The organism is Dapis hubbardiae BLCC-M172, from assembly GCF_050016015.1.
In the GTDB taxonomy this organism is placed as follows: domain Bacteria; phylum Cyanobacteriota; class Cyanobacteriia; order Cyanobacteriales; family Microcoleaceae; genus Trichodesmium.
Genome location: NZ_JBNHEQ010000025.1, coordinates 5,693 through 26,307 on the forward strand (window position 1 = coordinate 5,693; position 20,615 = coordinate 26,307).

Consider the following 20,615-nt stretch of genomic DNA (forward strand, 5'->3'; position numbering starts at 1 on the left):
TCAATCTCTCGACTTACAAATTTAAAACAGCTTCATTTGTTTCATAATCAATTAACAAAAATCCCAGAATCAATCTCTCGACTTACAAATTTAAAACAGCTTCATTTGTTTCATAATCAATTAATAAAAATCCCAGAGTCAATCTCTCAACTATCTAATTTAGAAACTATTGATTTACAAGATAATCAATTAACAATCATTCCAGAGTCAATTTCTCAACTCTCTAATTTAACAAAGCTTTTTTGACATCAAAATTAATTAACAAAAATCTCAGAGTCAATCTCTCAACTATCTAATTTAACAACCCTTTATTTAGGTGAGAATCAATTAACAAAAATCCCAGAGTCAATCTCTCAACTATCTAATTTAACAAAGCTTTTTTGACATCAAAATTAATTAACAAAAATCTCAGAGTCAATCTCTCAACTATCTAATTTAACAACCCTTTATTTAGGTGAGAATCAATTAACAAAAATCCCAGAGTCAATCTCTCAACTATCTAATTTAACAAAGCTTTTTTGACATCAAAATTAATTAACAAAAATCTCAGAGTCAATCTCTCAACTATCTAATTTAACAACCCTTTATTTAGGTGGGAATCAATTAACAAAAATTTCAGAGTCAATCTCTCAACTATCTAATTTAACAACCCTTTATTTAGGTGAGAATCAATTAACAAAAATCCCACAGTCAATCTCTCAACTATCTAATTTAACAAGGCTTTATTTAGATAATAATCAATTAACAAAAATCCCAGAGTCTATCTCTCAACTCTATAATTTAGACAGCCTTAATTTAAAAAATAATCAATTAACAACAATTCCCGAGTCAGTCTGTCAACTCTCCTCTTTAAAAGAGCTTTATTTAAATAGCAATCAATTAACAAAAATCCCAGAGTCGAGCTGTCAACTATCTAATTTAACAAGGCTTGATTTATATAGGAATCAATTAACAAAAATTCCAGAGTCGAGCTGTCAACTCTCCTCTTTAAAAGAACTTAATTTAAGAAATAATCCCCTGAAAAGTCCGCCAAGAGAAATAGCAGAAAAAGGAATCAAAGCAATTGAGGAATATTTCCAAAGGCAAATTTTCCTAGAAGAGGTAGAGATAGAACAAAAAACTTCAGCAAGCAACAGGAGTAATATTTCCCTCAAACGAGCTAAAAAATTAATCGAATTTCTCATAAATTATAGTCAGACTAATGATGAGGGTAGCAAATTATCAACTGAATGGATAGAGAGAAATAGCGATCGCCCTCAACTGGAAATAACCACAAATTTAAGAGAACTTGCTTGTTTATTAAATCCAGAAATATCATCTAAAAATAGTAATGAAGCTAATCGACAAAAGAATCAGATTCGGGATACGATAAACCGCTTAAAAGAATTAGAAATTGTGACAGAGAATAGTGGAGCTAGTAATAAAAGTAAAGGTATTAGAAGTTTAATATTTTCTCTTTGGCATTCTCAGAAAAAGGAAGAAAACTTAGAACAATTAGAGCTAGTATGGAAAAATCGAATCGTAAAAAGTAAGAACAAAACCAAGATGAATTAGATGTTCTGAAAAACTCCAATAATTAATGTAGCACTAGGTTTATTCTGACTCTACCGCATCAGTTTCCAAATTAACTCCTTCATATAAAACCTCAATAGCAAAAGTCAATTCAATACTCTTTAATGTAATTGACTCACCTTCTGTATATGCACAATAATGCCAAATTTTTCCCTCCCCACGTTGAAAAATTTCTACAGAAATTGATTCTGAATCTACTAAAACATATTCTTGCAAACTGGGAAATTGACGATAATATTTAAACTTATTGCCGCGATCGTATTTTTCTGTACTAGGGGAAAGAACTTCAATTATTACTTTAGGATGTTGGATAAACTTACGGGATTTTACATCATCAGGATGACAACTAATAACTAAATCTGGATAAAAATAACAACTATTTTTAGCATCTTCAACTTTAGCATCAGACACATTAACTCGACAACCTCTTTGACGGAGATGAGGTCTCAGAGCTGTATAAAAATTAAGAGCAATATCATTATGAGGAAGACTTCCTCCAGTCATAGCTAAAATTTCACCGTCTACATATTCATGGCGAAATTCCTGTTTAGCTTCCCATTCTAGATATTCTTCAGGGGTAATTTTTGGGTAATCTTGGGGTTGAGCAATCATAAGTTTTTTTCTCCTCTAACGTTTCGTTATATCTGCCTTTTCAGATAAATCTATAACTTCTCTACCACTTTCTGCTTGCTGCTTTTGTAAATCAGCAAATATAATTCCAAATCATGGTTGAATGAAAGAGAGTATTCTTGACAAATTTTGTGAATTTCTTCAACAATGTCATAGTGATACATAATTAACTTCAAAGAGTTCGTAACAATCTAAATTTGGTAACACAGCGCTTTCTATTGTTATGAGGTATACCCATCGCAGGCAAGATGCCAATACTAGCAAATTTGCACCATTTACCTTTAAGAAGATAATATACTATTTTAATACCTAATCTTAAATTCAAACTTCTGATTTCTTACTTTTAACTTTTGACTTTTAATAAATGAACATAATCTTATGCCACACAACCGCAGACTTCGACGCTCTCGGCGCCGCTGTCGGACTAACTCACCTCCACCCAGGTAGTCGCCTCGTACTAACAGGCGGTTGTCACCCTACCGTCAAACAATTCCTCGCTCTCCATCGAGATGAATTTGCCATCATCGAACGTCGCTCCGTTAACCCAGAACAAATTCGCTCTATATATATAGTAGATAGTCAAACACGCTCCCGACTCGGAAAAACTGCCGAATGGTTAGACTTACCCCACCTATCAGAAATTATCATCTACGACCATCACTGTGAAATTCAAACCGATATTCCCGCTACCCATACCTATATAGAAGCAGTTGGAGCAAGTACAACTCTAATTACAGAAAAACTTCAGACTCTCCAAAATAAACCTACTCCCATATTAACTCCAGCAGAAGCAACAATTATGGCATTGGGTATTCATGTTGATACTGGTTCCCTGACTTTTGACCATACAACACCAAGAGACGCAGCAGCTTTAGCATGGTTAATGCAGCAAGGAGCAAGTTTATCTGTGATAGGTGAATATGTCGAACCTGGTTTATCACACCAACTGCAAGATTTATTGAAAACAGCTCTCGAAAATTTGCAACGCTCCACCGTGAGAAAATATCAAATAGGGTGGATACTATTACACACCGATGAATATGTTCCCGGTTTATCCAGTTTAGCGTCCAGTTTAATAGACCTGACAGAAATAGATGCTCTATTACTAGCTCACACTCACTCCCTCAAAAACACAACAGAAAAAAGCTTAAATATTATCGGGCGATCGCGCATCCCAGATACTAACCTCAGTCAACTATTTCAACCTCTAGGGGGTGGTGGTCATAACCGAGCAGCAGCACTTAGTCGGCGAGACACCAAACCCCAAGCAACATTAGAAAAGTTAGTAGATAGACTCATCTCTCAAATTCCTCACCCACCCACTGCTAGAGATTTGATGTCATCTCCCGTTCGCACCATTCCTCCCGAAACATCTATAGAAGAAGCTCACCGAATACTATTACGTTATGGTCATTCTGGTTTATCAGTAGTAGACTCATCTGGAGAATTAGTCGGAATTATTTCTCGGCGAGATATTGATATTGCTCTGCATCATGGTTTTAGTCATGCTCCAGTCAAAGGTTACATGACACCCCAACTGAAAACTATTTCCCCAGAAACAACTCTCCCAGAAATTGAAGAGTTGATGGTTACTTATGATATTGGGCGGTTGCCTGTCTTAGAAAATAACCGTCTAGTTGGAATAGTCACCCGTACCGACGTTTTACGGGAATTGCATCAACAACAACGCCCCCAAAACCAACAACCTGGTTGCATTCCCGGTGAAACTTGTAAATCAATTACACAACTTTTAGAAGATCGCCTCGCACCCCAACTTTGGCAACTACTCACTTTGGTTGCTGAGTTGGCAGAAAAAAGAGGTTGGCAACTATATCTAATTGGGGGAGGAGTAAGAGACTTACTGTTATCAAAATTCGATGATACTCTATTATTAACAGACATAGATTTAGTTGTAGATGGTTGTCACTCAGACTCAGCAGCAACAGCTCCAGCGGTAGAGTTGGCAAAAGCACTACAAAAAATTTACCCGACAGCACGTTTAGAAGTTCACGGTCAATTTCAAACTGCTGCTCTCCTCTGGCACAATGATCTAGTATTAGACTCCCTTTGGATAGATATTGCTACTGCTCGTACAGAATTTTATCCCTATCCAGCAGCTAACCCAGAAGTTGAAGTAAGTTCGATTCGCCAAGATTTGTATCGGCGCGATTTTACTATTAATGCTTTGGCAGCACGACTGACTAAACCCCGTGCTGGAGAGTTACTTGATTTTTTTGGTGGTTTGTCAGATTTGCAAGAGAAACAAATTCGGGTATTACACCCTAATAGTTTTATTGAAGATCCGACTCGTATTTATCGCGGGGTAAGGTTTGCAGTGAGATTGGGATTTGAGATTGAAGAGAAAACCGAGGAATATATTCGTTATGCCATTAATAGTGGGGTTTATGACCGCGAAAGTGTTGGGAAGGTAGAAAAAAATAGAAGAGCGCCTGCTTTAGAAACTCGACTCAAAAGTGAGTTGAAATATATTTTACAAGCTCACTACTGGAAACCTGCTTTAAAGTTATTGGGAAGTTTGGGGGCGTTGCGTTGTATTCATCGTACTTTGGAGTTAGATAAGAGGTTGTGGCAACAGGTGTGTTTGCTGGATAGGTGTTTACAACGTTTTGACTCTGAGAAAAATTTATCTCATTGGCAAATGCGGTTAGAGGTTTTGATTGCTGGTTTAGAGTCTGAATATCGGGGTTTGGTAGGGAAAAATTTACAGTTACCTGTGGATAGTATTAAAAGATTAGAGGAATTGGAGTTGGCAAAGGTTATGGTTATGGAGAATTTGCCGAAATGTGATACTCCGAGTCAGGTGGTGTGGTTGTTGAGGGAGTATGATTTACCAATGTTGATTTTGATTATTCTGCAATGTGAGCGTTCGATGCGACGTCGGGTTTGGCAATATTTGATTGAGTGGGCGAATGTTAAACCTATTTTGAATGGAAATGATTTGAAGTTGATGGGTTATAAACCGGGGCGTCAGTTTAAGTTGATGTTGGATGATATTTTGGCTGCAACTTTGGATGGGAAAGTGAGCGATCGCTCTGAAGCTGAGAATTTTTTAGCTCAAAATTATCCAAGAGTAAGGGAGTAGGGAGTGTGGAAAGTTTTGCCGTGGTAGCATCTTGCTTCCGTACTCAAAATCTCAGAAGTCGGAAGGTAGGGTTCGCTACCAACTGTGTCTCCTAACTATTGTCCAACAGTTGAATTAATTCTCCAAACTCAATCATCAGGCGATCGCTACCAACTGTGTCTCCTAACTATTGTCCAACAGTTGAATTAATTCTCCAAACTCAATCATCAGGCGATCGCTACCAACTGTGTCTCCTAACTATTGTCCAACAGTTGAATTAATTCTCCAAACTCAATCATCAGGCGATCGCTACCAACTGTGTCTCCTAACTATTGTCCAACAGTTGAATTAATTCTCCAAACTCAATCATCAGGCGATCGCTACCAACTGTGTCTCCTAACTATTGTCCAACAGTTGAATTAATTCTCCAAACTCAATCATCAGGCGATCGCTACCAACTGTGTCTCCTAACTATTGTCCAACAGTTGAATTAATTCTCCAGACTGAATCATCAGGCGAGCGCTACCTTTTTTCTCTTCTAACTATTGTCCAATAGTTAAATTAATTCTCAAAACTGAATAATGAGGCGATCGCTACCAACTGTGTCTCCTAACTATTGTCCAACAGTTGAATTACAGCGGTTTTCATTTCAGTAGACCACAGTAGGGACTAACCATGGTTAGTCCCTACAAGGTTTTGGTTGTGACGATGTGGTTTATCAATCAGCAAAAGTGCTGTAATTCTCCAAACTGAATCATCAGGCGAGCGCTACCAACTGTGTCTCCTAACTATTGTCCAACAGTTGAATTAATTCTCCAAACTGAATAATGAGGCGATCGCTACCAACTGTGTCTCTTCTAACTATTGTCCAACAGTTGAATTAATTCTCAAGACTGAATCATCAGGTGATCGCTACCTTTTCAACTTTCTCTCCTATTTGCTTTCAGAAAAGTTTCCATTGAATCATCCATAGCTTCCACCCATGGGGTAGGATGAATAGGAGCAACAGTACCAGTTACAGGGGAAGAAAATGATCGATTACGGTAAGTCATTATATCTTCTTCTTTATGATGTATCAAATCGTAAATATGTTTACGAATTAATTCAAAATCAATTTTGGGATAATCACTTGCATCATGTAGCTCTTTTACATACTCTGTTTGAAAATCAACCATCTGAATTATATCTTCTAATTTTTCCTCTTTTGTTACCCATTCATTAATATCATTGTCAACTTCACTATCACTGGGAATTTTAATTTTACCTAATATTAAATCTCTAACATACCAAGCTTGGCAATCAAACAGATTAAAAGTATAAATCTGATTTTGCATCCCTAAATACATTAGTTTATGATTATCTTGCCAAACTACTCCTTTATAAAGCTTAGGTGGATATAGCCTGTTATTTGTTTTTAATTTTAAACTTTCTTCTAAAAAAGGAAAATGATGTAAATATCCAGTACATAAAATCAAAACATCTGCTTCTTGAGTATGACCATCCTTAAAAGTAGCTTTTTTTCCTTCTAATTTATCTAGATAATAAACTTCTTTTATTCCTTCGGGCCATTTCAAAGCAATGGGATTATTTCTATAACCAATAGTTACAGATTTTGCTCCATACTTATAACATTGTAATGCAATATCTTCTGCGGAATAACTACTTCCTAAAACTACTATATTCTTACCCCTAAATTCTTCTGCGTCTCTAAAGTCATGTGAGTGCATAATTCTTCCTGGAAAAGATTTCATTCCTTCATATTCAGGAATGTAAGGAACAGAAAAGTGACCTGTGGCAACTACTATATAATCAAATTGTTCTTCTGCATATTTATTTTCTTTTCTGTTTAATGATGTAACTTCAAAAATACTGCCATTAAAATTAACATTAGTAACTGTAGTATTAAACCTAATATACTGTTTTAAATTACCATTTTTGGCTCTACCCACAATATAATCATACAATACTTCACGGGGAAGAAATGAAGGTATTGGTTTTCCAAAGTGGCGATCGAAAGAATAATCAGCAAATTCTAAACATTCTTTAGGTGCATTTGACCAAAGATGTCTATACATACTGTTATGAACTAGGTCTCCATATTGATCTGAACCAGTTCTCCAACTATAGTTCCAAAGACCTCCCCAATTTTCTTGTTTTTCAAAACAAACAATTTCAGGGATATTTTCACCTTTTAGTTCAGCTTGTTGGAAAGCGTGTAACATTGATAAACCACAAGGTCCTGAACCAATAATTGCAACTTTAGTCATATTAGACTCCACTAATAATTAGTAAAAAAGAACATTAGAATAAAAGCTTTAGCGTCTGAATTTTTTTTCAAAGTTTGGGAGCCTATTCATATTAATTTTCATCAGAAATATTATAGTCAAAAATACTTTTCAGATTCCATTAGGTGTTTGAAATAAGTGAAAATTGAGCGATCGCTACCTTTCCTACTTCATCTCAAAACTATTGCGCAATAGTTTAATTAATCGTAGCACAGGCATCCTGGCTATTTTTTTTCTGACAGCCAAGATGGCTGTGTTACTATAATTGAAGTAAAAAGTTAGCTATTGTCACCTTTCCTACTTTATCTAAAAAGTATTGCGCAATAGTTTAATTAATTAGCCATAATAAATCAGCTATCTTTTAGTCATCTTTTAGATGACTAAATTATCTATACGCTCTTTTTTGTGGTTAATTAATACAGCCTAATATTACCCAGAAACCGGGTGTATCAACGAAATTTATTCATTTGAACAAATTAGAGCAATCAACCCAGTTTCTTTGTCACTTCCCAGACTCACTATTTTATCCAACCACAAAATTAACTAATTTTCCAGGAACTACAATCACTTTTTTAATCTCCTTACCTACTATATTACGCTGCGCGACATCCGACTCCCGCGCTAACTTTTCCAAAGTTTCTTTATCTGCTTTTGCTGGCACCTGAATAGTTCCCCTAGTCTTACCCTTAATCTGAATTACTAATGTAATTTCATCTACCACTAAAGCTTCCGGGTCAAACTTCGGCCAAGGATGAGTATGCACCGAACCAAGGTTACCAGCAATTTGCCACAACTCCTCAGCAAGATGTGGTGCAAAAGGTGCCAATAACAATAGCAAAGTTTCCAAACCTTCCACATAAATAGGAGAATCTTTGCAACTAGCATCACTGAGAGCATTACTCAATTTCATCATTTCAGAAACAGCAGTATTAAACTGATAATCTCCATCTAAATCTTCTGTTACTTCTTTGATAGCAGTATGCACCGCACGTCGAACATCTTTCTCTGCTTTAGTTAACTCTCTAGTAAACTTACTTTCTATCCAACTCAAACCTTTCTGCAAATCATCCTTAGTTTCTTGCTGAGTTTCGGGATGATTCAATTTAGCTTCTATTGCTACCTTAACATCAGCAGCAGCATAAATTTTCACCACATTTCTCAGTTTAAATGCAGAAAGACTTTTAGTTATTTCAGTAATCAAATATCGAGACCAACCCAAATCTTTCAAGTCTGCTTGAGTAATACCATTGGTTTTTGCCTTCAACTCAGTGAAACTATTATTTGCAGAAAATTGCATTACCAAAGACCAGACTCGGTTCAGGAAACGAAACTGACCTTGCACATCAGCATCATCCCACTCTAAATCTTTTTCCGGTGGCGCTTTAAACAAAATAAACATCCGCGCCGTATCCGCACCATATTTTGCCATCACCTCCAAAGGATCGACACCGTTATACTTAGACTTAGACATCTTCTCAAAGAATACTTCCAATTTATCCCCAGTTTTGGGGTCTTTCGGTTCTTCCGGGTTAACATCTGCAAACGGAATATATTTACCAGTCACTGGATTTTTGTAAGTAATACCTTGCACCATTCCCTGAGTTAACAACTTTTGGAAAGGTTCGTCAAAATTGCACAAACCTCTGTCGCGCAAAACCTTAGTAAAAAATCTGGAATACAACAAATGTAAAATCGCGTGTTCGATACCACCTACATATTGATCTACAGGCAACCAGTCATTTACCATTTCCGAGTCAAACACCTGCTCTTCATTTGTCGCATCTGGATAACGCAAATAATACCAAGACGAATCTATAAAAGTATCCATCGTGTCGGTTTCGCGTTTTGCCGGAGTACCACAACTAGGACAAGGAACATTCACCCAATCTTCTAATTTTGCCAAAGGTGACGGACCCCGACCAGAAAATTCTACACTTTCGGGCAACTTCACAGGCAAATCTTCATCTGGTACAGGTACAGCACCACAGTTCGGACAGTGAATAATAGGTATTGGTGCGCCCCAGTAACGTTGTCTAGAAATTAACCAATCTCGCAAACGATATTGTATGCGACCTTCTCCATAACCTTCATCCTCAGCAAGTTCAATAATTGCTTTTTTGGCAAAAGTAGATTTTTCCCCGTTAAAGGAACCGGAGTTAACCATAATACCAACATCGGTATAAGCTTCTGACATCTCATCATCATCATTATCCGAATCATCCGCCACAATAACCTGTTTAACGGGTAGATCGTATTGTTTAGCAAACTGAAAGTCGCGCACGTCGTGAGCGGGTACTCCCATAACTGCACCTGTACCATATTCATAGAGTACATAGTCGGCGATCCAGATGGGAACTTCTTGATTATTGAATGGGTTGATAGCTTTGCCACCAGTAGGAACGCCACGTTTTGGTTTGTCTTCGGCGGTACGTTCTAATTCACTTTCGGCAGCTACTTCTTTAATAAAATTTTCGACGGTAGCTTGTTGTTCGGGGGTTGTCACCTGCACCGTCAAAGGATGTTCGGGAGCCAAAACAACGTAACTGACGCCATAGACTGTATCGGGTCTGGTGGTAAATACTCCAATTTTTTTATCCATCCCCACTATGGGAAATTCCAAATAAGCTCCGACAGATTTTCCTATCCAGTTCGCCTGCATTAGTTTCACTCGTTCCGGCCAACCAGGTAATTTATCCAAGTCGTTGAGGAGTTGTTCAGCATAGTCGGTAATTTTGAAGAACCACTGACGCAACAATTTACGTTCGACTTTTGCCCCGGAACGCCAGGAACGACCTTCGCCATCTACCTGTTCGTTGGCCAGTACGGTTTGGTCGATGGGGTCCCAGTTAACGGCAGATTCTTTTTGATAGGCCAAACCTGCTTGGAAAAATTGGAGGAATATCCATTGAGTCCAACGGTAGTATTCGGGGGTACAGGTAGCGACTTCTTTATCCCAGTCGATGGAAAAACCCAAACGTCTTAGTTGTTCTTTCATTTGGGCAATATTTTGCAGGGTCCATTTAGCAGGTGGGATACCCCGGTCAATAGCTGCATTTTCTGCGGGTAGTCCAAATGCGTCCCAACCCATGGGGTGCAGGACACGATAACCTTGCATCCTTTTGAGTCGGGCAATAACGTCGGTAATAGTATAGTTACGAACATGACCCATGTGTAAGTTACCGGATGGGTAAGGGAACATGGATAGAGCGTAGAATTTAGGCTGATTATTGTCTGTAGGGGTTTTATCTTGGTTTTGTTCAGCCCAGTTTTTTTGCCACTTTTGTTCAATGGATACAGGGTTATATTTGGAGTCCACTGTTTTTTCTCCGTAATTATCTTCAGTAATCTAGTTTTCTTGATTATTTTGACATAATTCCTCGCTTATGAGGATTGATGGTTACATTATGCTACTGAATGTAATATATAAAGTTCGGAACAGCGATAAATTTTGTTTGTTGTGGAAATATTATTGTGAAATTCTAAACTGCATAAGTTCAGGAGAAATACAACTATTAGTAGTCGGAGCGATCGAGTATCGGATGTAAAAATTTAATTGCTTTCTATTCTCTGTTCCTTAAAACCTACTAAAAACCTATGAATAATTCCCCCAACTTTTCTTCTCATAGCTATCAAATAATTAGAGAACTTGGTCACAATAATATTGGTGGACGAGTTACTTACCTAGCACAAAATATCAAGACTCAAAAAAACGTAGTTATCAAACAATTTCAATTTGCCAAACTAGGAGCAACTTGGGCAGAATAGGAAAAACCTCCAATAACCTAACTACTTCCTGTTCTTGAAAACCTAGTAAAAACCTATGAATAATTCTCCTAATTTTTCTTCTCATAACTATCAAATAATTAGAGAACTTGGTCACAATAATATTGGTGGTCGAGTCACTTATTTAGCCAAAAACATCAAGACTCAAAAAAACGTAGTTATCAAACAATTTCAATTTGCCAAACTAGGAGCAACTTGGGCAGAATATGATGCTTACGAACAAGAAATTGCAGTTTTAAAAAGTCTCAATCATCCAGGAATTCCTAAATACTTAGATTCCTTTCAAACCACCGATGGTTTCTGCATGATTCAAGAATATATTGCAGCAGAATCAGCAGTAATTTCTCGTCAGTGGCAACCTCAAGAAATTAAACAGATTGCTATTTCAATTTTGGAAATTTTAGTCTATTTACAAAGTAAACGAAAACCAGTTATTCATCGAGATATTAAACCAGAAAATATTTTAATTGATCAGGAGTTAAAAGTTTATTTAGTAGACTTTGGTTTTGCCAGAATGGGAGGAGGAGAAATAGCAGCAAGTAGTGTTGTAAAAGGTACGATGGGGTTTATGTCTCCCGAACAAATGTTTAATCGCAAATTAACAACAGCTTCAGATTTATATAGTCTCGGTGCGACGTTAATTTGTTTATTAACTGGGATAAAATCGGCAGATATTGGCAATTTAATAGATGCTAATTATCGGATAATTTTTCGTCATTTAGTTCCACCATTAGAAAGAGGTTGGATTAATTGGTTAGAAAAGATAACAGAACCAAAAAATACAGATAGATATAAAAATGCTAAGGAGGCTTTAGCTGCTCTTCGAGTTTTAGATGTCAATCGTTTACCAAAACTAAGAATTAGTCGAACAAATCTGGAACTTGCTAGTAATGAATGGGGAGAAAAATTAACAGGTATTATAGTGATTAGTAATCCGATTCCAAAAACAATTTTATCTGGTAGATGGGAAGTTGCTCCCCATGTTAATGACCCTCCTCATACTCCTTATGACCATAGTTTGATTTCATTTTCATCTGATAAGTTTGAAGGGAATAATATAGGGTGTGAAATTACAGTAGATACCAGTAAGTTAGTAGAAAATGAAATTTATAAAAGGGAGATAATTTTACATAATAATTCAGCATCAGAAATTGAAACTATAAATGTTGAGGTGAAAACTGGTAGTGTGGCTAAATTAGAAGGTAGCTCCATTTTCATGTTCTTTTTTTGTCGCTTTGTCGTGGCAGTGGTTATATTTTACGGTTTGAATTTACCCAAACTTAATTTATTAAAATTCGATCCTGTATTTATGTTTATTTTGTGTGCAGTAATAGGTATAGCAGTATGTACTTTAGTTAATTCCATAAACAACAAAATTGTTAAATCCATAATAATTTTTCGTGTTTTTTCTATAATAACTATTGTGACTTATATAATGTTTGCCATTGTTATTGCATCTGGAGGTGTACATTGGTTGTATTTCTCTATGTTTGTAACAATATTAATAATAATATCGAAAGCCTTGATAGATAAATTTTTATCCGAAGAAGAAGTATTTATACCTCTTTTAACAATAGTACTAGACCTTAGCGTAGTTATAAATTATCAGCTTTTTTATGAAGTCATTTCTCAACCACACTGCTTTACTTTAGGAGAAATTTTATTCTCAGCAATAGCAGCGATCGCCTCTATTTCTGCTACTCTAATACTCCTAATTTACTTATTATCCAAACCAATCAAAATAGTTTCTAAATACAGAAAAGCAGAGCCAAATTTAATTCAACCATAATCAAAATATAGCGACTCGGAACCTAATGTAAAAATTTAATTGCTTCCTATTACCTAATAATTAAGGTTTAAAGCATTCTATTTCAAGAGAAACAAGAAAAAATTTTCCTTTTATTCAATCCTCTTTCTTTTAGGGAGAGGTAATTATCAATTATCCATTATCCATTATTGAACAGTTCACTAAAAACCTATAATCACTATGAACAACTACCCCAATTTTTCCAATTACGGCTATCAAATAATCAAAGAACTCGGACACAACCGCGCAGGTGGAAGAGTCACCTATCTTGCCACAGAAATTAACACTCAAAAAACAGTAGTAGTAAAACAATTTCAATTTGCTACAACCGGAGCGCATTGGTCAGAATATCAAGCTTATGAAAGAGAAGTTCAAGTATTAAAAACCCTAGATAATCCCAACATTCCCCACTACTTAGATTCCTTCCAAACACCATCAGGTTTTTGCATGGTACAGGAATATAAAAACGCCACTTCCTTAGCAAACTTAGCAACCTCTCAAAAATGGCAACCCCAACAAATAAAACAAATAGCAATTTCCGTTATAGAAATTATTAAATACCTCCAAAACAGAATTCCACCAGTAATTTATAGAGACCTAAAACCAGAAAATATTCTAATAGATAACCAGATGAACATTAGCCTAGTAGACTTTGGTTTTGCCAGAATAGGAGGAGGAGAAGTTGCTGTTAGTAGCGTAGTCAAAGGTACATTAGGATTTATGCCTCCAGAACAAATGTTTAATCGGGAATTAACAACAGCATCAGACTTATATAGTCTCGGTGCAACATTAATTTGTTTATTAACAAACACCCCTGCAACAGAAGTAGGAAGTCTCATGGATGAGACAGGAAAAATTAATTTTCAGCAGCAAGTAAAGCACCTAAGTCAAGACTTTATTATCTGGCTAGAAAAAATGGTACAACCTAATTATAAAGATAGATATTCATCAGCAGAATCAGCCCTTGATGCTTTAATTTCCCTAGAAGTATTAGCCCCTTCTCGAACAAAAAAATTGACTCAAATAGCATTAATTAGCACTCTGGGATTTCTAGCAATTTGTAGTGCTGGTTTTGCTATCTTTAGAGTTTATAATATTCCAGTAAATCAAACCATTGAATTCACGAAAATAGAAGATTTATCTCCAGTTAAAAACAAAACAAAATGCCTCAATCGTCAAAAATAGTTACAGCAATTTTTTAGTTGATATTGAATGTTCCCAGTGCGGGCATCTTGCTCGCGTCGGTATTTACTTCACCAGGGAAATATTCTCAGAGAAACTGTACTTCAGCATTTCAACAAAATGCTATAAGTATAATTTTATTTTCTCGACGTTGAATAATTATTTCTCAAAAAACTTGTTGCGGTAGTAACTTTTAAAAGTTTATTTACAGTTATAACGTACAGTTGTTGTTCTTATTTTCTCTTCCCTATTCCCTACTCCCTACTCCCTACTCCCTAAAAAAATATAATCCTCTTGAAAAGCTGTAAAATTTGAGCTATATTTAATCAGTATCTAATTTGCAATGAATTACAGGGAATAGTATAGCAAGTTCTACAGTTATAACGTACAGTTGTTGTTCTTATTTTCTCTTACCTATTCCCTACTCCCTAAAAAAATGACAGTAATAATTAACTTCTGGAAAGGTACACTTGGAGATACTGCATATAATGCCATATACGGGTTAGATGTAGGTCACGTTTCCATGCACGTTATTAATGACAAAAACCCAAGAGATGAAATTTATATAAGTCATCATCCTAAAATTAAAAACTCTATAGATTTTTTGCCAAACCCTCGTAAATATGCTTCTTTGGAATCTATCATAACAAATAGTTTTATTCCTAGAGAAAAACAAGTTTCCTTTGAAAAAGATTGCGACCGCCGAGATGGTAAACCTAATAAGAAAATTGTTATTAATGGTTTAAATGAATCTCGGATCAGAGAGTTTTATCAAAAGTATTTAAAGAATAATTTATATGAAGAAAAAACTAAATATCATTTTATCAAAAATAATTGTTGTACAGTTGTAGCCTATTTTATTTGTAAGGGATTAGAGCATTCTCAAAAAAACTCAAAGCTTTGTTCACCTTCGAGGTATCAAACTGACTCATTTTTTGCATACGATTCTAATATTGAAAAATTGGTTCTGGCATTTAATAAAAAATTTTGGTCGCCCCGGTCTCTCAAATCTTTTGTGAAAAAAGTTAAGAAGAAAACGGAGAAAAAATCCTCTGTACTAAGTTTTCCTCCACGTCAAAAAAATATCTTATTACCATCATTATTTTAGTTATTTTTTTGATAATTATCAACTATCTAATATTCTTGAGATGAGCTAAATATTAGGGTGCATCTCAATGCGTGAAGAAAGCCAAAAATTTATCGCTTTTAGGGAACACTTAACTGGGAACACTTAACTGGGAACAGGGAATAGGTATGGAGGGAATAGGGAAAAAGTATTTTGGCAAATATGAGATGCACCCTAATATTATGACATTTATAATGAATATATAAATCCTATTGAAGTTATAATATCTTGGTAGCTAATCGCAATTTGCCCCTACAGGAGTCAAAATTTTCAAGGTTTTCAACCAAAATTAACTATTATAAAAATTGTTAAAACCAATGAGTGGATTCCTATATAGAACCCCTAAGTGTATCTATTTAAAAGTAGAGGGGGAGATGGGGAGGTGGGGAGATGGGGTGTATTAGATATCTCCCACTCATCCAATCATCAAATCAATTATTACCCATTTTTTATCAATTTCTTATCCCTCCGACCTATTTTATGGAGATACCAAATGCGTTCTATATAGCAGTCTTATTTTATTTGTGTATAAAAACCTTACCGCTTTTAGGGAACACTGAACTGGGAACAGGCGGGAGTTTCAAAATTTTTATCTACTTTTTGATTTGTCACGACCTATTTAGGATGGCTATATGGAAATTTCAACAATTAGTAATTAACAATTAATAATTACCTCTTATTATAAACAAGAGGATTGTCGAAAATAAATTTTCTTTCTTTTTTTATCCATGAATCAAACAGTAGTGGCTTTGAAAAGTTTATTAACTCCATTATCAGCAGTCAAAAATATTATCTTGAAAAGCTGTACAATTTGAGGGATATTGAAGCTGTATCAAATATTTGGCATCTTCAAAGAGATGGTTTTCTCATTCTGATACAAAATTAAAATTATCTGTCATCTTTTAATATAGATATACGCAATCTCGACTCTTTTCAAAATATGAAATATGTTATTCAAAATGGCTTTCTCCGATTAGCTTTAGTCAATATTTTATCTAATTTAATGGTGCCTTTGGCAAGTCTAGTAGACTTAGCTTTTTTAGGTTATTTAGATGAAATTCGCCACTTAGCAGGAGTTTCTCTAGCCACCGTTTTATTTAACTATATTTACTGGACTTTCGGCTTTTTACGCATGAGTACGACTGGTAAAACTGCTCAAGCTAGAGGAAGTGGAAACTATTTAGAAGTAAAACAAATTTGTCTACGGAATTGTTTAATTGCTTTAGCTATTGCCACAATAATTCTAATTTTCAAATATCCTTTACGAGAAATTGGCTTTAGTTTACTTAGTGCAACTCCAGAAGTTAAAGCTAGTGGTATTAGTTATTATCAAAGTTTAATTTGGGGTGCCCCTGCTACTTTATTAAACTTTGTATTAATAGGTTGGTTTTTAGGACTCGAACAAGGTGGAAAAGTTTTACTATTATCAGTAGTTAATAAAGGAACAAATATTATCTTAGATTATATTTTTATTGTCCGTTGGGGATGGGAAAGTAGCGGTGCTGGTAGTGCTACTGCGATTAGTCAATATATAACTTTAGTAGTAGGGATAATTTGTGTTTTTAGCTTAATATCTTTGGCAGAAATTCCTCAGTTAATCAAAAATATTTGGCAACCTCAAATAATTAGAGAAACTTTTATTCTCAATCGAGATATTCTAATTCGTACTTTTGCCCTAATTTCTACTTTTGCTATATTTACTAATTTAAGTTCATACATAAATACTTTAGTTTTAGCAACTAATGCTTTGTTATTACAAGTAGTAACATTAGCAGCTTATTTTATTGACGGTTTAGCTTTTGCCACAGAAAGTTTAGCAGGAAAAAGTTATGGTCAAGGAAATCAAGAACAATTAAAAGTCTTGGTAAAATTATCAGGAATAATTAGTTTTAGTCTAGGGTTTATTTTTGCTTTAGTATTCTGTTTATTCCCTACTCCATTATTTAGTTTATTGACTAATCATACTCAGGTTATTAACAATATCAATAGTTATGTTTTATGGTTAATACCTGTTTTGGGATTTGGAGGTATGGCTTATATGTTAGATGGTTATTTTCTAGGTTTAACTAAAGGAAACTTATTGCGTAATTCTACATTAACTGCTACTTTAGCAGGATTTTTACCTTTTGCTATAGTGGGTTGGTGGTTAAAAAGTAATCATATATTATGGTTAGCTTTAGCAATATTTATGGCGACTAGGGCGATTACTTTAGGTAAGGCTATTCCTGATACAATAGTTGAAAAATTTTCTCCCTCAATGGAACTTATAAAAGACAATAATCAAAAAACTTTTGTTACTCCTAAATAATTTCTATTATTCCATAAATTTCCAGAAAATTAGGTTTAAATCTTCCACTTTATACCATTTATAAAAAACTTTTCTACATTTTATTTGGCAGGGGAGTAGGAAAGTAGTAAAAATAAGAATAATTGATATTAACTGATAAGTAATTATCAAATAATTTATTCTGCCTATCTTAATTACTTAATAATTGAAGTTTTACGCAAGTATAGCATTATTTTTGGTAATTGGTCTTCAAGGGAAAAAAATAAAATTCAGCATTTCAACGCTCCTATTTAAGACATATTTCCTGTGCAAAAAATTGCGATTACCAAAATAGTAAACCCAATAATAAAATTGTTATTTATAGTTGAAATGAATCTCGGTTCAGATAGTTTCATCAAAAATATTTACAGAATAACTTATCAAAGGTTCAAAAATGTTTTTAATCATTCTAGCAATTCAACAAAAATATTTTATTCAGTCTAACCCTACTCCCTACTCCCTACTCCCTAACTAGAGTATTTACCCAATAATTTATCAAAGGTTCAAAAATGTTTTTAATTATTCTCGCCATTAAACAAAAATATTTTATTCAGTCTCAGCCTACTTCCTAACTATTCAGATAGTTTCATCAAAAATATTTACAGAATAATTTATCAAAGATTCAAAAATGTTTTTAATTATTCTAGCAATTCAACAAAATATTTTATTTAGTCTAACCCTACTCCCTACTCCCTACTCCCTACTCCCTACTCCCTAATCCCTACTCCCTACTCCCTACTCCCTAACTATGAAATTTATCGGAATAGACCTTGGTTGGCAATCTGGAAAAAGTGGTTTGTGCTGTCTACAATACTCAAACAAAAAGTTAAAAATATTAGACTTAGACTGCATACTAGAAATTGAAAATATTCTCAATTGGATTGATAATTTAACTCCTCTATCAACTCCCGCTCTAATTGCCATAGATGCTCCAACAATAATTCCCAATCAAACAGGAACTAGACTACCAGATAAACTTACCCATAAATATTTTGGTCGTTATCATGCAGGATGTTATCCAGCAAATCTTAATCGCCCTTTTGCTCAGAGAACAGTCAAATTTGGCATTAGTTTAGAAGCAAAAGAATTTATTCATGCACCAACAATTGAACCTCAAAAACTAGGACGTTTTCAAATCGAAGTTTTTCCCCATCCAGCTATAGTTAATTTGTTTCGGTTAGAAAAAATTTTGAAATATAAAAAAGGCAGATTAGCCGACCGAAAATCAGAACTTTTGAAACTCCACCAATACATTATAAATATCCTACCAACTCTAGAACCTGCTCTAGTAATTTCCGATAATTTCTTAGATATGGAAAAAATTAATAGTATGACAACTCTCAAAACTACAGAAGATAAATTAGATAGTTTAATTTGTGCTTATATTGGTGCATATTGGTGGTATTGGGGTAAAGCAAAAAATTTGGTATTAGGAGATAGCACAACTGGATATATAGTAGTTCCTAATCGACTATAGTAATTTGCTCTTATGTTGTAATATTTTATTGTAGGGGTTTAATCTCCAAACCTAAGTAAAAATGGGATTTAGAAACCAAACCCCTATAGTTTTTTTCACATATCATTTACCAAAAAATCAGGGTATGTACTTCCCATTTTAATGGGATAAAAAAAATATTCAATTCAGTATTTATAAGAGTTTTCATTAATATAGAGTACAGAGATTTTGGTTTAAAAGAAGAAGGAAAAAGTTTTGTAGTCTACCTTTGTGAAAACCGCTATAAATCTCAATACCTTAGTCGAAGGTACTGATAACTGTTAACGCAGTTCCTCCGGAGGAGGCTAACTGTTAATGTAGTTCCTCCGATAGGAGGCTAACTGAAATGACGATTGCTATAAATTAAATCCTACTCAAGTTATGAAAGAAAATTTAGCTGAAATCAAATTAGAAGTAGAAACCTTACAAACAGAAATAAATGCTTTACAAGCTCAACTATATGAACTTAATCAAAAACGTTTCTCTTTCCAAATAAATGTTAGTTTTCCCAAAGATAATACTCCTGAAGCAGTAGCAGATTTTCGTAAAAAAAATGCTGAAGAAACTGCAAAGTGGCAAGCAGAAATGCAAGAAATTAATCAAGCTATAAAAGTATTAGAAGCGCAACTTAATCAGAAGAAAACTACCCTACAACCAAAAAAATCTCGACTGGAATGGCTGGAATTACAACAGCAAGTTTACGAAGGGGGAAAATTATTACAGGAACAAGTGAAAAAAGTTAACGAAAAAGCTAATCAACTTGAGCTAGAAATACAAAGTCTCAAACAAATTTATCAAGAATTAAATCCACTTTATTGTCAGTGGGTACAAAATTCAGCCAATATAGTTGATTTTCAGGCTACAACTATTCCTTATGTTTATGTTAAAGAAAATGGCTTTGAACTTGGAAATAAAGAAATAGAGTTAGGGAAAAAGGAAATAGGGAAAAAAGATTGAGATATACCTCTATTTTTGTTAGGTTTCCTTTGTCAACCTAACCTACAGATAGTAAATTTTTTCTCTGAATTTTCTGATATATCAAACTCGGAATTACCCTAGGTTGGGTTAAGCAACAGCGCCACCCAATAAATACTGTAAAAGGAAAGGGAAAAAAGATTGAGATATACCTCTATTTTTGTTAGGTTTCCTTTGTCAACCTAACCTACAGATAGTAAATTTTTTCTCTGAATTTTCTGATATATCAAACTCGGAATTACCCTAGGTTGGGTTAAGCAACAGCGCCACCCAATAAATACTGTAAAAGGAAAGGGGAAAAAGATTGAGATATACCTCTATTTTTGTTAGGTTTCCTTTGTCAACCTAACCT

The 20,615-nt window shown here is 34.7% G+C and carries 16 protein-coding genes; 13 read left to right on the forward strand and 3 right to left on the reverse strand.

Annotated elements, in window-relative coordinates:
- The 4 genes from ACP6PK_RS03275 to ACP6PK_RS03290 form a co-directional block, all read left to right on the forward strand.
- Nucleotides 1-246 (forward strand): leucine-rich repeat domain-containing protein (locus ACP6PK_RS03275; protein WP_426557715.1); only part of this gene is annotated, 246 nt, incomplete at its 5' end.
- A 33-nt stretch (nucleotides 247-279) separates the two neighbouring features.
- Entirely contained in the window at nucleotides 280-384 is a 105-nt protein-coding gene (locus ACP6PK_RS03280; RefSeq protein ID WP_426557752.1) for a leucine-rich repeat domain-containing protein, read from the forward strand.
- Between the two features lie 33 nt (nucleotides 385-417).
- A complete protein-coding gene (locus ACP6PK_RS03285) occupies nucleotides 418-522 on the forward strand; it encodes a leucine-rich repeat domain-containing protein (protein WP_426557752.1) in 105 nt (34 codons plus the stop codon).
- Between the two features lie 33 nt (nucleotides 523-555).
- Nucleotides 556-1,554: a leucine-rich repeat domain-containing protein gene (locus tag ACP6PK_RS03290; protein ID WP_426557754.1), complete on the forward strand. Its 999-nt coding sequence runs from the start codon at nucleotides 556-558 to the stop codon at nucleotides 1,552-1,554.
- A gap of 39 nt (nucleotides 1,555-1,593) precedes the next feature.
- Here the strand turns inward: ACP6PK_RS03290 and ACP6PK_RS03295 are convergent, their stop codons facing one another.
- On the reverse strand, nucleotides 1,594-2,184 hold the full coding sequence (locus ACP6PK_RS03295) for a Uma2 family endonuclease (RefSeq protein ID WP_426557717.1): 591 nt from the start codon (nucleotides 2,182-2,184) through the stop codon (nucleotides 1,594-1,596).
- A gap of 382 nt (nucleotides 2,185-2,566) precedes the next feature.
- Here ACP6PK_RS03295 and ACP6PK_RS03300 point away from each other — a divergent pair, with 382 nt between their 5' ends.
- Nucleotides 2,567-5,305, forward strand: coding sequence for a CBS domain-containing protein (locus ACP6PK_RS03300; protein ID WP_426557719.1), 2,739 nt, complete (start codon nucleotides 2,567-2,569; stop codon nucleotides 5,303-5,305).
- Between the two features lie 899 nt (nucleotides 5,306-6,204).
- Here ACP6PK_RS03300 and ACP6PK_RS03305 read toward each other — a convergent pair.
- A complete protein-coding gene (locus ACP6PK_RS03305) occupies nucleotides 6,205-7,551 on the reverse strand; it encodes an NAD(P)-binding domain-containing protein (protein WP_426557721.1) in 1,347 nt (448 codons plus the stop codon).
- Between the two features lie 541 nt (nucleotides 7,552-8,092).
- On the reverse strand, nucleotides 8,093-10,885 hold the full coding sequence (leuS, locus tag ACP6PK_RS03310; RefSeq protein ID WP_426557723.1) for a leucine--tRNA ligase: 2,793 nt from the start codon (nucleotides 10,883-10,885) through the stop codon (nucleotides 8,093-8,095).
- A gap of 88 nt (nucleotides 10,886-10,973) precedes the next feature.
- On the opposite strand from leuS, the gene ACP6PK_RS03315 reads away from it, so the two are divergent.
- The 8 genes from ACP6PK_RS03315 (at nucleotide 10,974) to ACP6PK_RS03350 (ending at nucleotide 20,245) form a co-directional block, all read left to right on the forward strand.
- Nucleotides 10,974-11,114, forward strand: coding sequence for a hypothetical protein (locus tag ACP6PK_RS03315; protein ID WP_168186341.1), 141 nt, complete (start codon nucleotides 10,974-10,976; stop codon nucleotides 11,112-11,114).
- A gap of 49 nt (nucleotides 11,115-11,163) precedes the next feature.
- The gene (locus ACP6PK_RS03320) at nucleotides 11,164-11,334 is read left to right on the forward strand and encodes a hypothetical protein (RefSeq protein WP_426557725.1); all 171 of its coding nucleotides are present in this window, start codon (nucleotides 11,164-11,166) and stop codon (nucleotides 11,332-11,334) included.
- 55 nt (nucleotides 11,335-11,389) lie between these two features.
- Nucleotides 11,390-13,141: a serine/threonine protein kinase gene (locus ACP6PK_RS03325; RefSeq protein WP_426557727.1), complete on the forward strand. Its 1,752-nt coding sequence runs from the start codon at nucleotides 11,390-11,392 to the stop codon at nucleotides 13,139-13,141.
- A 198-nt stretch (nucleotides 13,142-13,339) separates the two neighbouring features.
- On the forward strand, nucleotides 13,340-14,344 hold the full coding sequence (locus ACP6PK_RS03330) for a serine/threonine protein kinase (protein ID WP_426557729.1): 1,005 nt from the start codon (nucleotides 13,340-13,342) through the stop codon (nucleotides 14,342-14,344).
- 433 nt (nucleotides 14,345-14,777) lie between these two features.
- The gene (locus tag ACP6PK_RS03335; RefSeq protein ID WP_426557731.1) at nucleotides 14,778-15,449 is read left to right on the forward strand and encodes a hypothetical protein; all 672 of its coding nucleotides are present in this window, start codon (nucleotides 14,778-14,780) and stop codon (nucleotides 15,447-15,449) included.
- 958 nt (nucleotides 15,450-16,407) lie between these two features.
- On the forward strand, nucleotides 16,408-17,775 hold the full coding sequence (gntT, locus tag ACP6PK_RS03340) for a guanitoxin biosynthesis MATE family efflux transporter GntT (RefSeq protein WP_426557733.1): 1,368 nt from the start codon (nucleotides 16,408-16,410) through the stop codon (nucleotides 17,773-17,775).
- Nucleotides 17,776-18,541: 766 nt separating this feature from the next.
- A complete protein-coding gene (locus ACP6PK_RS03345) occupies nucleotides 18,542-19,270 on the forward strand; it encodes a DUF429 domain-containing protein (RefSeq protein WP_426557735.1) in 729 nt (242 codons plus the stop codon).
- Between the two features lie 399 nt (nucleotides 19,271-19,669).
- The gene (locus ACP6PK_RS03350; protein ID WP_426557737.1) at nucleotides 19,670-20,245 is read left to right on the forward strand and encodes a GumC domain-containing protein; all 576 of its coding nucleotides are present in this window, start codon (nucleotides 19,670-19,672) and stop codon (nucleotides 20,243-20,245) included.
- Nucleotides 20,246-20,615 lie beyond the last annotated feature (370 nt).